Source organism: Leptospira sp. GIMC2001, assembly GCF_028462125.1.
Classification (GTDB): domain Bacteria; phylum Spirochaetota; class Leptospiria; order Leptospirales; family Leptospiraceae.
Genome location: NZ_CP115468.1, coordinates 273272 through 287418 on the forward strand (window position 1 = coordinate 273272; position 14147 = coordinate 287418).

Consider the following 14147-nt stretch of genomic DNA (forward strand, 5'->3'; position numbering starts at 1 on the left):
ATCCGAAATGTAAAATTCTTATAAGAATTTAGATTTACGAAAAAATATACTATACCCCCTATGGTATATAAGAGTCAAATAAATGATCCCGATTGAAGAAGTTTAAATTTTTGATCGAGGATTTTGATTCAAGGAGTAGAGTATGAATGAATTTCCGAAATTACAAAAGGTTCATTTATTTGGTATATTATTTCACATAGCATTAATTGGAATCGTTAGCGGAATTATAGCTGAGGAAAAAACCTCAACTCAATCGCCTGTCCAAGCAATCCAATTTGCCGATATTTCTTTATCTATTCAGAAGCATTCATTCAATATCATGGCTCTAGAAAAGGAGTCACTTGCTGCCGAGTCGGGACGTGATCGCTATGCTCGTCATTGGCATCCCCGAATATATTTAGATGCAAGGATCTTTAATAGTAATGATCCAGCCGTGAATTTTTTTTCCAAGCTTGGACAGAGGGATGTGAGACAATCAGATTTCTCAACGCAAAGTTCGAGAAACCAAATTGGAAATTATTTAGATTCGAACAATCAACCGTATACAAATCTAAATTCTAATACTTTAAATCTTTTAGCACCGGACACATTGAACTATCCTGGTGCAAACACATACCAACGAGGAACTTTGGGATTGGATTTGCCTATCTATGAAGGTGGTAGCAAATCAAATCTAGCTGAGTCATATGATCTCATTTCAAGTGCTAAAAAATTTGAAAAAAAATCTGTAATATTAAGTGAATACTCTACTAATGCTGGTTTATATGCGCAGACAATAGTGTTAAATGATTATAAACAGAATTTGGAAAAAATAATATCTCAAATTAATGGAATTCTTGGTTCATATCAGATAGGTTCTAGATCTAATCCTGTTGGATACTCTGGATTATTGGGTTTAAAAACACTTAAGAATCGAGTGATTGCATTAGAAGAGGAGGTTGATTCAAGAAAAAAATCTATAATTGGACATATCAATTCTGTCTCAATTGATCTCAATGAAAACTGGGATGTACAAATGGAACCTATTCAACAATTTCTTGATAAACATCTTCCGTATAATCATGGAACTAAAGAAAAATTTACTGAAGCAGAAACAATATCATACCTAGCTCGCGCAATGCAATTGTATGCCGAAAGCAGTAGCAGAATGTCCGAAATCGAAAAAGCTAAATTTCTGCCAAAATTAGGATTGTATGGTGAATCCAATCTTTATAGCGGATCAAGAAACACTTCATCCGCATATAATGTCGGATTTTATGTTCAAATGAATCTCTATAATGGAGAGGATCTTGGAAGTTATCAAGAAGCGAAATTAAAATCGGAAGCTAACTTAGATAGAGCAAGAGATCAAATTCGTTCGGAAGATGCTAAGAAAAAAGACCTAAGGCAAAGAATAATAAGTATTCAGAAACAAATAAAATTAATTGAAGATAGCAGCAAATTTATGGACGAACAAGTTATTAATTCTCGAAAATTGTTTGCAAATGGATCTATCAATGCGATGCAAATGTCCGAAGTAATAGCGCGATGTATAGATCTAACCCTTGATAGAGCTAACTTGGAAAAGGAATTTGTAATAACTCGAGCGGAAATGTATGCGTTGTCAAGTGGAACGATCAACCTAAATTTGAATAATTTGACAGAGGATAATTAAAAAAATGGAAACGAATAAAAAAAATAAATCTTCTATTGGGCAATCCAATTCGGAAAATGAACTTGGATTTGCTGGAAATCTTACGAATAGATTCATTAATTCTAAATTAACTCCAGTTTTGATCGTTGGAAGTTTGCTACTTGGATTGCTTGCAGTATACTTTACTCCGAAGGAAGAAGAACCGCAGATCTCTGTTCCAATGATCGATATATTTATTCCGGCACCGGGTTTTGAACCTGAGGAAGTTGAGAGAAAGGTTACTGAGCCAATTGAGCGAGCTGTCTGGGGATTAGATGGCGTTGAATATGTATATTCATCCAGTTCACCACATTTTAGTCTGATAACAGTTAGGTTTTTGGTAGGACAAGAAGTGGAACCTTCACTTGTTAAGATTCATCATAAAATTATGGAAGTTTATGGAACGCTTCCGAGTAATGTGAAAGCACCGAAAATAACTTCACATACAATTGACGATGTTCCATTTCTGACTTTGACATTCAGCTCTAAAACTCGCGATGATTATTCATTGAGAACTGAAGTAGCACCATTAGCTAGAGAATTATCATCAACTCCAGATCTCAGCAAGATTGAACTATTCGGTGGTCGCAAGCGAGCCATTAGAGTAATAGTTAACGCAACGAATTCAATAAATTATGGAATCGGAATCCTTGAGATTGCTGAAGCTCTCAAAAAAAATGACATTGGAATTCCAGCAGGAAAAAACTGGAATGAAACGAATGTGATGGATGTTGAAGTGCAGGGACGGGTTTCTTCAGCAGAAGATGTTCGAAATATCGCGTTAGCCCAACGAGGAGGTCGTATTATTAGGATTCGGGATATTGCAGAGGTTGCAGACGGACCCGAAGAGAGAAATAAATTATCAATTCTTTATGACAAAATTCTAGATCAAAAGAATACAAATAATTCCTCAATTAGCAATGTTTTTACGGAAAGATCTGCAGTCTCTATAGTTTTTAGCAAAAGAAAAGGAACGAATGTTGTTCCGCTTTCGCAGGATCTAATTGAGCGCGCTAAACTTTTTTCAACAGGTCTTCCTGATGATGTGGAATTTAGTGTCTTGAGAGACTATGGCTCGACTGCTGGTGATAAATCTATGGAACTTATTGAGCATTTGTTGATCGCTACTTTCTCTGTAGCTGCATTGATTGCGATTTGGATGGGATGGCGAGCTTCTGCAGTCGTATCGATAGCGATTCCTGTTACACTTGCTTTAACTCTGGCAATTTATTATTTCATGGGTTACACTTTGAACAGAGTAACCTTATTCGCTCTAATTTTTTCCATCGGGATACTCGTTGATGACGCGATTGTGGTTGTTGAGAATATCGAACGACATCTTAAGACTTATCCTAAACGAAGTATTCTTCAATCTACAATCGCAGCCGTCGCTGAAGTTGGCAATCCCACAATACTTGCGACATTTACGGTAATCGCCGCGATCCTTCCTATGGCTTTTGTTCGTGGATTGATGGGTCCTTATATGAAGCCTATTCCTGTTGGTGCAAGTCTTGCGATGATACTCTCTCTTTTTATAGCTTTTACAGTAACGCCTTGGGCTGCTGCAAGGTTATTGAAAAAGCACAATGCTGAAGATGAAAATGACACCAACCATACGTCAAGTATTCAAAAATCAAAACTTGATTTGATTTATATTAAAGTAATAGATTCACTTTTGACATCTAAGAAAAAGGCAGTCGGATTCTTTATTCTGATTGGTGTATTGATGGCTATGTCATTCAGCCTAGTTGCGACGAAAGCTGTTAAAGTTAAAATGTTGCCTTTTGACAATAAAAATGAGTTTCAGATATTATTGGATTTTCCAACGGGATCTAGTCGTGAGACTTCTATAGAATTGGCAAAACAATTGAGTCAAAATATATTAAAAAATCATAATATTGAGAAAGTCCAAATTCATTCAGGCGAGAGTGCTCCTTTCTCATTCTCAGGAATGGTAAAACATACTTTTCTCAGAAATCAAGAATATATGGTAGATCTACAAATTGTCATCATAGACAAATCTGAAAGATCTGATTCGAGTCATGAAATTATTGAATCGCTTCGACCTATGGTTGGAGAATTTGCTATTAAGAATAAAACGATTGCCAAAATTCTTGAAATTCCTCCAGGTCCACCAGTTCTCGCTACATTAGTGACTGAAATTTATGGACCCGATCGAGCGACTAGAAGAAAGGTTACTCAGGAACTTTTAGATATTTTTGCAAAAGAATCTTCCGTAGTTGATCTTGATTCATCGTTACGTCCTGGCAGAGAAAGACAGGTTTATTCTTACAACCATGGAAAAGGCGGATTGATCGGTGCTCGAGCAGATATGGTCGGTTACACGGGAAATTACTTATTTCAAGAAAATGGTCTTTATACTTTGAAAGAATCAAAACATCCTGAAGAGGTATTTATTGATTTAGCATATGATCCTGTGCGAAGAGCAAGTTCTTCTCCCTTTCGTGGACAGAGAATTCCTTCGGTAGAATCAGGTTATGTTGAAGTTGAATCAGTACTTGATTCTCCAAAAATTGTTTCAAGTGAAACTTTATATAGAAAAAATTTAAAACCAGTTGAATATATTTTTAATGAATTCATTGGTAGCGAAGAAGCACCCGTATATGGAATGTTAAAGCTTACACCGAACATTCAGTACGAAACTCAAACTTCAGATGTTCCCTGGAATACATCAAAGCCCGTAGTAAAATGGGATGGTGAGTGGTTTATTACTTATGAGGTTTTTCGAGATTTGGGTGGTGCGTTTGCTGTAGTGATGCTATTGATTTATGTTCTGGTTCTTAGTTGGTTTCGAAGCTACACCGTTCCTTTGATTATAATGATACCGATTCCAATAACCTTGATTGGGATTTTGCCGGGTCATGCGATTTTGGGCTCATATTTTACTGCAACATCTATGATCGGTTTCATTGCAGGAGCGGGAATCATAGTTCGAAATTCGATCATATTGGTTGATTTTATTGAGCAAGAAATTAAGTCCGATATCGCAATTAAAACTGCCGTAATCAATGCAGGTTTGATTCGCTTTAGACCGATGCTTCTTACAGCTGCAGCAGTTGTAGCTGGAGCTTTTATTATGTTGTTTGATCCAATTTTTAATGGGTTAGCTATTTCTTTGATGTTTGGTGAAGTAGCTGCAACTCTGTTAAGTAGATTTGCGGTACCCGTTTTGTACTATTGGTTTGTAGGTGAGAGTCGTTGGAGAGAGATTAGTTCATCGAATAAATAATCCTTGTTCATAGACTATAACAAATATAGTGTGTTGAGTGGAGAAATTCATGAAAATATTTAGAGTTTTGATGCTAATAATACTCATTCTGTTCAATTTAAATTGTGAGTCTGAATCAAAGGATGATTTAATTTCCGGGATTCCGATTTCAGGAAATAAGAATATTGATCTGCTTATCTTAGCTCAGCTAGCTGCAAATGGCAATTGTCCAAATTTAATAACAGAATCAAACTCCTCATTCACATACTCTGATACTAGTTTTACTATATGTGGAAATAATCTTCAAATAGCGCGTTTCACAGTTTAAAATAACTTTTGTTAAAGAGTAGAGTAAGTAAAATTAATGATTTTAGGGATTTGAGTTATTGTGCAATTCATCGAATATTTCTATTAATATTGTTTTATATTTATCAGATAAAAATTGTAATCTGGATTAAAAGTTTGTTACGCAAAAAGTATAGTTAGGTGTAGATTTCAAGTTTCCTGCACCTGCTAGTTGTCCTGTTGCGGTCGCCAACCGGATCACATCTGTGTTTGTGTTCGGGTAAGTACTTGAACTATTGATTGATCCAGTACCTAGACCTGCTGAGAATAAAGACGCACCTTTTATATACGGCGCTGTAGCAGAAGTGAGATCAACTAATGTCTCTAGCTCATAAGCGTTTGGAAGTCTCCATGTTCTGCCGTCTAAATTTTTAGAATTGCAATAGTTTAAGGCTTGGGCATAAGTATGAGTGTTTGCAGTTCCGACACAAGACACTGGGTCTTCACCATCAAGGCATTTTGTCCATAGCAATCCGTACAAATTGTCCAGAATTGTTCCGTTGCCTAAGTCCGAGAGGGAATTTACTTTTGCGTCTCCTGAAACGCAACGAACGGGTCTTGTTCCAGTATTACCGCCTCCAGTCAAAGCCCAATTCACATAACCAAGCATAGATTCATATGTTACATTGATCGGATAATTATCGTTAACCCAATAATACCCACCTGCAAATGTATTTGGGAAATTGGTCGCATCATTCCATTTATATGGAGTATATGGATTTACACAAGTAACACATGTGCTCCCTAAGTTATTAGCTGTCCAAACATTTCCCAATACATTACCTGTCGTTATAATATCGGAAGGGAAATCAGCAGATGATTGCAATGAATTGAATGATCTATCGTGTCCAGCCATGATAAATCCATCTTGTCCTGAATGATCCGTTTCTTTACAAGTCTCCATATTATTGGAAATCAGATTGTAGCATTTATTTTGACCTGATTTCAGGATTGGATAAAAATACTGAGATTCGAAAACAGAACTAGTGCTTCCATTACTTGACACTGCAATGGCTTTTATTATTTTCCCAGGAAATTGCTGATTTGGTAACAAAGGATTTGCATAAAGAGTAGAATTATTAGATGGAGTGCTTCCATCTGTAGTATAATAAATTGATAAACCTTCGATATCAGTGGATAACGTTACTGTTCCATTATACAATAGAACCGAATTTCTAGCTGGACTAAATGTGATATTTGCAGTTTCTGCCGTTTGAGTTGGAACGGACTGATTATTTTCTGAGGAGTTTCTATTTCGTGTCAGACTTATAATCAACTGAGAATCCAAATTGTTTTATCAATTTCAGGAAGATTGCAAGTCTGCGTAAGCGATAAAATTAATATAATTATAGATTTTTTTTATACAATTGGTTCGCTCAATTATAAATGGTATTATATTCGCAATTTAAAATAATGTCAATAAATTGTTTTTCCTTTTGCGTTCAAATTGTAACAACTCGAGATGCTTTATTTCCTATACTGATCGGTCGATTCTGACTATTTATAATTTGTTTTTTTGGATCGATTCCAGCATAATTGTAAATAGTTGATATTAGATCGCGAACGTGAATTGCAGTTGATCCTTTGGCTGGTTTTTCTCCCTTTTCATCGGTTTCGCCTATCACTTTACCTTTAGATATTTTGCCACCACCAACAAGAGTTGTCCATACTTTTGGATGATGGTCACGTCCATCACGAGTTCCAACATCAGGAGTTCTGCCAAATTCACTGGATAAGACAAACATAGTCTGCTGTAATAGTCCTAAGCCATCAAGATCCTGCAATAATGCAGCAAGCCCTTGATCGGTATCGGACATAATTTTGGTTATTCTCGCTTTATTATTATCGTGAGTATCCCATCCACCAATACTGATCTGAATAAACGGAACTTCTATTTCTGCTAGTCTTTTCGCAATCATAAATGATCTTGCCTGTACAGTTTGTCCATAACGAGTTTGAACTTTTTCTGGCTCTTGCATCCAATCAAAGGCAATCGATTTTGCTGAGTCTCGAAATTCTTTTGCAGCGACGTACATACTGTCCCATCGATCCAGATTTAGAGAATGATTTTGATTTTGAAATTCTTCATTCATTGTTTCGAGAAAATTCTCTCGGCGATCCAATCTCTCTTTAGTGTATTTTCCCCAACTCGGTGTTAGGTTACTGAGCGGTTTGTTAGGATCTCCAATATGAAAACCTGCATGTGCTACACTAAGATATCCTGGGTCTCCAATTTTACCATTGCGAGTTCCCATTGTAACATATCTCGGGAAGTATGGACCATCTTTTAGGTTTAAAGATTTTACATAAGAAACCATCGCTCCCATATGCGGAAGATCTGGAATTCCAATCGTTTCAGTTGATCGATAACCAGTATTGAGTAAATGCTGGGCCATTCCATGATCACCATCTTCACTATACGTTGTTCGCAGAACCGATAGTTTATTAAAAAACTTTGCAGTTTTCTGAAAAGGTTCAAGAACAGATAATCCACGTATACTTGAGCTTACTTTAGAAAATTTGGAGTTCGCCTTTGGATCCAATGTGTCTACATGACTCATTCCTCCGTCCATGTTCACAAATATTATTGATTTGATGGGAGAGGGAAGTGATAAGTCCGATGATTTTGAATTCTTAGAATCCGCATTACGATAGCTTACCGCATTTAATAGATTAGGTGTTAATGTAAGTCCAGCAAATAAACTTGCGGATGCTTGCAAAAATTCGAGTCGATTGAATTTATAATTAATTGACATGTAAGAACTCCTGACTATTCAAAACTGCCCATACCCAATCCTGGATTACAGTACGTTCGAAATGGGCATCTCCTTTAGTTAAACTGGATTGAAGAATCATCTTTTCTTTTTCTGTTAAACCACGACCCAATAAAATTGTATTCACTTCTTCTAGAACTTTCTCCATCGATTTAGTAGCCGTAAAAGTTTTCATGGATTGAGAATCTTTTCCACCAAAATCCCAAGAAGCTTTGCCTGTGAGTCTTCCATTCATAAGTGTCAAAATCTGATCGATAGTAATTTCAGAATGGTCGTCAGATACATCAGTTCTTGCTCCTGATCCGAAGACAGCGAGAAAATGATTGGGACGCACTGGTCGCTCAATTTCTGACGCAAACATTGTTTCATTTTTATCTTTATTCGGAACGCGAATTTCGCCAGTTCCTTTAAGATCTGGTTTTGAAGATCCAAATGGATTCAGTCGGCGCTCCGAAAACATCCACTTTGGTTGTTCGACTTCGAAGGTCCCTTTTACGATTGAATTCATCAATTGATCTGGATCCATTCTATTTGAAGGATAGAAGCTAATTGGTTTGTCCGATTCTTCTTTCATAATTGCATTTCTTCGCGAATATGCTTTTGAATTTACTATATAATAAATTAGATATTTAATAGAGTGATTGTTATCTAGGAAAACTTGATCCAAATGAATCAATATAGGTTCGGCTTCCATTTTAGTATTTTTATTCCAATCGTCTTCAGGGGAAAAAAATGACCAACCCATCAATTCTTTCCATATCCGATTGATAATTACTTTTCTAAATCTTTGATTCTCCCGTGCAAGCAACCAGTCGGCAAAAAGTTTTCTTCTATCTGTGTTAGCCTCTATGCTTGGAATTGTACCATCAAGAAATTTCGGAACAACCAAATCACCACCAGGCATATCATCTTTAATTGGAAATCTAACACCTAATGATGGTTCATAGTATAATTTTGCATAGGTCAATTCGTGCTTTTTATTATAGGCATCTCTTTGTTCCTTGGACATTTTGTTCCAATTTTCCTGATTCCAAGCATTGTTTCTTTCACGAACGGATTTTTGCATTTTTAGAGGGAGTCTTTCTATATCTTCGTTCGGAATGTTCTGAATAGTTTCTCCTTTAAATTTATTCTCATCCCATGATGATGTTCGGTAGAACTGCTGACCGAAGAAAGCTGCGAGTGCATAATAATCACGTTGTGTAAAGCTTGGATCAAATTTATCATCATGACACCTAGCGCATCCAACTCTTTGCGCGTAAAAAACTCTTCCAACATATTCAGCAACCTGTAAAGGATCAGCAGCATCTCTACCATAAAAATGAACTGCTAGGTTTTTATCAGCGCTGCCACTAGCGGTAAGCATTTCTCTCACCATCGAATTATAAGGTTTATCATCATGAAGTGAACTGGATAGATATTTGTAAAAGCCTCCGTACACTTCTTTTCTTCTATTGGTCTGTTCTCTAAACATTGAGGCAAATTTTATTCCCCAATATTCTGCGAATTCTGGACTTTTAAGATATCGAACCGTCGCATCACGAAATTTCTGCGGATCATTATCATTTGCATATGCTAAAGATTCACCGCCATCAGGGATTGTTCCCTTGATATTTAGAGAAAGCCTTCTAAGTAAAACTGGATCTTTGGCAGGTTCAATTGCGAAAGTAGAAATTCTTGAATATATTTTGTCTAGCTCCTCAGATTCATAACTAACGGACTGGCTGCTCAATGCAATTACGTAGGTTAGGAGAGTTAGTACGGCGATCGAGAAATAAAAATAACGTATTCTCATATTTGAAGATTCAGATATCGCTCAAGATTTTGCAAGTTTAATTGAATTGAAATAAAGAGGCATTATTATTTTATTTAGATTCTAATTGAATAGAAATAAATAATTTGTAAATTGCCAGATTGATTCTGGCAATTTTTTTTACTTTCTTTTTACTCAGATCTCATCTGCGGCACTTGAGCCACTTCCTGTAAAGTATCCTTGCAGTCCTGCTGCCTTAACAGATGCTTCACCCAATTTCTGAGCTAGAACTGGAGCTGTTAGAGGTCCAACAATACCATCTGCTTTAACTCCAGCAGACTTCTGGAATGCTTTAATCGCAGACTCTGTGTTAGGGCCTGATTTCCCATCGATTTTTCCTGGGCTAAAGCCGCAGATAGTCAATGCTTCTTGAACGCTTTTTACATCATATGTACTCATTTTTAATTCCTTGTTTTTGTTTTATTTTATTTGATAAAAGTTTAAAGTGTAAATTATTTTACACCGAATGCCGCAGACCATTTTGTATGTGCCGCATTGAATGCACCTGGATCTTGCGAACCAATCGATGCAGCTAATTTTTTATATTTTTCCATAGCAGCATTCAGTCTTTGCTTTTCATCATCGGTTGCACCTTGTCCTGCTTCTTTTGCGGATTTAGCTTTTGCTCTTAGGCCATCAACGCTAACAGCTGAAAGAATTTTTTCTAGTTCACGAGCTGCAGCTGCTGGGTCATTTGAATTGGATTCTAGTCCTGCAATCCCTGCTTCAAATACAGTTATTAAGTTTTGTGCTGGTGATCCACTAAGGTCAAAAGTTGGCAATGATTCTACCGAAGAATCTTTAGATTCAGTATCCCCACCTTTATCTTTCTTACAATTCGCGAATGCTGCTACTAGCAAGATTGCTAAAATATAAATTGATTTTTTTGTTAGTTTCATATGTATCCTCTCTTTACAATAAAGTGAAGGATTTCAAATCAGAGAGGAGGTGGCAAGAAATTTATAAATATTCATTAAAATCGAGAAAAAAATTGATAAAATCGGAGTGACCGGATTTGAACCGGCGACCCCTTGCCCCCCAGACAAGTGCGCTACCGCTGCGCTACACCCCGTGATTTATCATATCCAGGTTTCTTGATTCATGCGCCGAGTCAAGGCTTAATCAGAAGGATTTGTTCATTGTAAAATCGATGGAATTAATTATAATATAATTTATAAAAAAGTAATAATCATACATATTTGATCTAGAAATGGACTAAATTAATGAATTAGCGATTGAATTCAATTTTACCATTTAATATAAATTAGATGGTTGTTGAATTGATTTTTAGAAAACGTTAAGTTGAAGTATAAATACATATTTAAAATATTTCAATATTTGAATTGGATTTTCGATATCATAGATTTTGATTTGCTATTTTGTAAAAAGATACAAAAGAATTCTACGTTTATTCCTATTGTATTGTTTCGAATTGATTGTGGAAGTGAGAAGGTTCTCTAGACTAGTGACTTAGTGCGGGTTGTCTGCTAGGATCTGGCATAAGAAAATCAGGAGATACTGACCAGAGAAGTTGTCCTTTGCTAAACTTTTCTTTTGGTACATTCACTGCAATCGATGTTCCTGGAGTAAAAAGAAGACTATTTGTAAAAGCAGACTCTCCAAGAAGCTTTGCCGCAAAGTATGTAATATCTGGATTGTGGCCGACAATTACAATTGCATCTGAATTAGAATAGTCACAGAGTTGAGGCAAAAGATTGCAACAATCCATACCAGCAGAAATTTCTTCAGCAGAGACCATATGTTCTTCTAAATGCAGTTCTTCAGCTAGGATAAGAGCGGTTTTCTTAGTTCTTTCGAAAGGGCTATGATAGATCTGGCTGATCTTGATATGAGAATTGCGGATAAAACTTCCAATCTTATGGATGTCCTCGGTTCCTTTCGCCGTGAGCTTCCGTCTGCGGTCACTACCAGCAATCGAAACATCCTCAGCTTCCCCGTGCCTAACGAGAATGATCTTCATGTTATTTCTATTCGACGGAAGCATTCTCTGATGCAAAGCAAAATTTAATAGTAATTCCAAAAATTTCCTTTCTATTCTCTGAGTCTGGAAGAAATTTTGGATTGTGTCAAAACAGTCTAACCCAAGGAAATCTTCCCAATCATCACAAGATGCTCTGAATAAGCCATTTCGTCCGAATGTCGGGATGGTTGTGTTTAATTCTCAAGGATTGGTTCTTGCGGGAGAGAGATTAAAATTTATTGGCTCATGGCAATTTCCTCAAGGAGGAATTGATGATGGAGAAGATCCGAAAAATGCTGCTAATCGTGAGCTATACGAAGAAGTTGGAATTCGAGTAGATACGAATTTCGATTATCAATCAAAAGTCGAACAACAGTCGAACAGTTCAAAAATTATCCATATCAGCAAATCGTTGTTAAATGAGAGATCGCCTGAACTTATGTCACACGCGATTTTGGTATATGAATTCCCGATTTGGATATCTTATGATTTTCCTTCAGATCTTAAATTGAAGGGAAAAATGAAAAAATATCGAGGACAGACTCAGAAGTGGTTCTTGTATTTCTGGGATCATCCGGAATCAGATTGTTCATTGGATCATCATGAAAAAGAATTTGAGGAAGTTCGCTTTTTGTCATGGGATAAAGTTGTGGAATCAATTGTTCCTTTTAAGAAAGAAATCTATGTAAGCCTTGAGAAAGAATTTGTTCCGATCATTGAGGACTTTTTGCTTCAATATAACAAAAGTTAAACTTTTTTAATTATTCTTTCGAGCAGTTATAAAATTTTCGATTTCCATCATGGGAAGGAAAAGTGGACACTCGGTAGAAAATTTGCCGATCGTTTTGGTGGTCATAATAAAATAAAAGATTTGTTAGCTTATATTCCTGATTTTCGGATTAAGATTTTCCAATAAAAGGAAAATTCCGAAGAATTTATAACGAGAAACTCAATATTAAATTTGCAGATGAGGAACTTACAGAAAATCAGAAGCAACCCGAGTGTTTTTCTTAAAAAGTTAAGGCAGTCTGTCATTGAATTGTCTGGAGTAAAGGAATATCATAAAAGGGTTGCAATTCTCTCGAGTCTATTGGAATATATTGTCAATGCAAGAGATGATGGTCAAGATTACCAAAGCATTAAAATTTTCAAAGAATTAGATGGAATAGGATAGAATCGTTAATTATATGGGCAAAGAAAAAGATGTTCGAGCTAAGTTTATCATTCGAGGTGCTGTGCAGGGTGTGGGCTTTCGGTATTTTGTTTTGCAAAAGGCTCAAGAAATGAGGCTGAAGGGTTATACTCAGAATCTTCCCAATGGAGAAGTTGAGATTGTGGTAGAAGGTGAGAAAATTTTCTTGGAAGATATGGAGCGAGCTCTGCAGAAAGGACCAACGAAGGCGAAAGTAAAAGAAGTCGTCGCTGTATGGCAAGAAGCTCAAGGACGATTTCGAACTTTTGAGATCAAAAGATAAAATAGTTTGGAAAACCTGTTCGATTAGAGAATTTTGATCTAACCTATCTTTATAAGCATTCTTTTATAATTCATGAAAATCCGTCAGCATTGGTTGATTTTGTTGTAATGCATTCCGAAAATTAGAGTATTATGGAAACGAAATCGAGAACTACATTCAAAATCCTCCATCTAGCGAGCATTTTTAGTATAATTCTATTTTGTTTCGGCTGTTCGACTTTGAGTCAGAAAGATACTACTTCTTCCCTTATTATAGTATCAGCCATTCTAGAAAAGAACGAGCCCTTGGTTAATGAGTTGATCCGTCCAGTTTTCGAAGTGGTTACCATTCGGCGAGGTGATCGGGAGATTTCATTTTCGGAGAGGTCTGACCATTACTATTATTTTCAAAATGTTCCGGCAGGTCAGTATGAAATCGGTGAGCTGAAACATTTGCTCCAGAAAGGAATGGGTGGCAACTCATTTAGCAATGTCTCGGTTTCTAAGGCAATTTCGCCTCCACTCACGCGAGAAGATAGAAATATGACGATTGTAGATGTTGAGCCAGGATCGATTGTATTTATGGGTGAAATTGAGGTAAATGCTAATATACGAGCATTTGCGCCCACAGATATCCAGGCAAAGTTGAGAAAAACGATTACTGCTGAAACAAGAGCAATAGATTATCTGATTCGAAATTATCCTCGAAGTGAATGGGCGAATCTCGCAAAAGACCGTTCAAAAACCTTAAAAGTTATCCAAGTCGGCGAATAGAAAGCCGTTTAACACAAAATTCATCTAGAACAGGTGTTTTATGTAACAACTGTACTCATTTCCATAGTAAAAAAGGGTATTGAGTCGTTAGACTGTGGCAGTGCAC

General features: G+C 36.4%; 13 protein-coding genes and 1 tRNA gene. 7 read left to right on the forward strand and 7 right to left on the reverse strand.

Annotated features, from left to right (window positions below; translation table 11 throughout):
* Positions 1–142: 142 nt before the first annotated feature.
* From O4O04_RS02790 to O4O04_RS02800, 3 genes are read left to right on the forward strand one after another with little or no spacing between them, the layout of a single operon-like run.
* Positions 143–1654: a TolC family protein gene (locus O4O04_RS02790; protein WP_272534033.1), complete on the forward strand. Its 1512-nt coding sequence runs from the start codon at positions 143–145 to the stop codon at positions 1652–1654.
* Positions 1655–1658: 4 nt separating this feature from the next.
* Positions 1659–4922, forward strand: a complete 3264-nt coding sequence (locus O4O04_RS02795; protein ID WP_272534035.1) for an efflux RND transporter permease subunit — start codon at positions 1659–1661, stop codon at positions 4920–4922.
* Between the two features lie 49 nt (positions 4923–4971).
* Entirely contained in the window at positions 4972–5229 is a 258-nt protein-coding gene (locus O4O04_RS02800) for a hypothetical protein (RefSeq protein ID WP_272534037.1), read from the forward strand.
* 126 nt (positions 5230–5355) lie between these two features.
* On the opposite strand, the gene O4O04_RS02805 is transcribed toward O4O04_RS02800, so the two are convergent.
* The 7 genes from O4O04_RS02805 to sixA form a co-directional block, all read right to left on the reverse strand.
* Complete coding sequence (locus tag O4O04_RS02805) at positions 5356–6522, reverse strand: Lcl domain-containing protein (RefSeq protein WP_272534039.1); 1167 nt, start codon at positions 6520–6522, stop codon at positions 5356–5358.
* A 166-nt stretch (positions 6523–6688) separates the two neighbouring features.
* Complete coding sequence (locus tag O4O04_RS02810; RefSeq protein WP_272534041.1) at positions 6689–8002, reverse strand: DUF1501 domain-containing protein; 1314 nt, start codon at positions 8000–8002, stop codon at positions 6689–6691.
* A complete protein-coding gene (locus O4O04_RS02815) occupies positions 7992–9815 on the reverse strand; it encodes a DUF1549 domain-containing protein (protein WP_272534043.1) in 1824 nt (607 codons plus the stop codon). The genes O4O04_RS02810 and O4O04_RS02815 overlap by 11 nt, the downstream gene beginning before the upstream one ends.
* A 153-nt stretch (positions 9816–9968) precedes the next feature.
* Positions 9969–10232, reverse strand: coding sequence for a peptidoglycan-binding domain-containing protein (locus O4O04_RS02820; RefSeq protein WP_272534044.1), 264 nt, complete (start codon positions 10230–10232; stop codon positions 9969–9971).
* 53 nt (positions 10233–10285) lie between these two features.
* Complete coding sequence (locus tag O4O04_RS02825; protein WP_272534045.1) at positions 10286–10732, reverse strand: hypothetical protein; 447 nt, start codon at positions 10730–10732, stop codon at positions 10286–10288.
* A gap of 101 nt (positions 10733–10833) precedes the next feature.
* Positions 10834–10905, reverse strand: a tRNA-Pro gene (locus O4O04_RS02830).
* A 390-nt stretch (positions 10906–11295) separates the two neighbouring features.
* Positions 11296–11814: a phosphohistidine phosphatase SixA gene (gene sixA / locus O4O04_RS02835; RefSeq protein WP_272536003.1), complete on the reverse strand. Its 519-nt coding sequence runs from the start codon at positions 11812–11814 to the stop codon at positions 11296–11298.
* A 154-nt stretch (positions 11815–11968) separates the two neighbouring features.
* On the opposite strand from sixA, the gene O4O04_RS02840 reads away from it, so the two are divergent.
* From O4O04_RS02840 to O4O04_RS02855, 4 genes are all read left to right on the forward strand, one after another.
* On the forward strand, positions 11969–12565 hold the full coding sequence (locus tag O4O04_RS02840) for an NUDIX domain-containing protein (RefSeq protein ID WP_272536004.1): 597 nt from the start codon (positions 11969–11971) through the stop codon (positions 12563–12565).
* Positions 12566–12781: 216 nt separating this feature from the next.
* Entirely contained in the window at positions 12782–12988 is a 207-nt protein-coding gene (locus O4O04_RS02845) for a hypothetical protein (protein WP_272534047.1), read from the forward strand.
* Positions 12989–13001: 13 nt separating this feature from the next.
* Positions 13002–13289 carry an acylphosphatase gene (locus O4O04_RS02850; RefSeq protein ID WP_272534048.1) on the forward strand — a complete coding sequence of 96 codons (288 nt, stop codon included), beginning with the start codon at positions 13002–13004 and terminating at the stop codon, positions 13287–13289.
* A gap of 131 nt (positions 13290–13420) precedes the next feature.
* Positions 13421–14041 carry a hypothetical protein gene (locus tag O4O04_RS02855; protein ID WP_272534049.1) on the forward strand — a complete coding sequence of 207 codons (621 nt, stop codon included), beginning with the start codon at positions 13421–13423 and terminating at the stop codon, positions 14039–14041.
* Positions 14042–14147: the final 106 nt, after the last annotated feature.

What these genes read in the sequence shown, in the direction of transcription:
- O4O04_RS02790 (WP_272534033.1), top strand. Translation starts at nt 143, where the DNA reads ATGAATGAATTTCCGAAATTACAAAAGGTTCATTTATTTGGTATATTA.
- O4O04_RS02795 (WP_272534035.1), top strand. Translation starts at nt 1,659, where the DNA reads ATGGAAACGAATAAAAAAAATAAATCTTCTATTGGGCAATCCAATTCG.
- O4O04_RS02800 (WP_272534037.1), top strand. Translation starts at nt 4,972, where the DNA reads ATGAAAATATTTAGAGTTTTGATGCTAATAATACTCATTCTGTTCAAT.
- O4O04_RS02810 (WP_272534041.1), bottom strand. Translation starts at nt 8,002, where the DNA reads ATGTCAATTAATTATAAATTCAATCGACTCGAATTTTTGCAAGCATCC.
- O4O04_RS02815 (WP_272534043.1), bottom strand. Translation starts at nt 9,815, where the DNA reads ATGAGAATACGTTATTTTTATTTCTCGATCGCCGTACTAACTCTCCTA.
- O4O04_RS02820 (WP_272534044.1), bottom strand. Translation starts at nt 10,232, where the DNA reads ATGAGTACATATGATGTAAAAAGCGTTCAAGAAGCATTGACTATCTGC.
- O4O04_RS02825 (WP_272534045.1), bottom strand. Translation starts at nt 10,732, where the DNA reads ATGAAACTAACAAAAAAATCAATTTATATTTTAGCAATCTTGCTAGTA.
- sixA (WP_272536003.1), bottom strand. Translation starts at nt 11,814, where the DNA reads ATGAAGATCATTCTCGTTAGGCACGGGGAAGCTGAGGATGTTTCGATT.
- O4O04_RS02845 (WP_272534047.1), top strand. Translation starts at nt 12,782, where the DNA reads ATGAGGAACTTACAGAAAATCAGAAGCAACCCGAGTGTTTTTCTTAAA.
- O4O04_RS02850 (WP_272534048.1), top strand. Translation starts at nt 13,002, where the DNA reads ATGGGCAAAGAAAAAGATGTTCGAGCTAAGTTTATCATTCGAGGTGCT.
- O4O04_RS02855 (WP_272534049.1), top strand. Translation starts at nt 13,421, where the DNA reads ATGGAAACGAAATCGAGAACTACATTCAAAATCCTCCATCTAGCGAGC.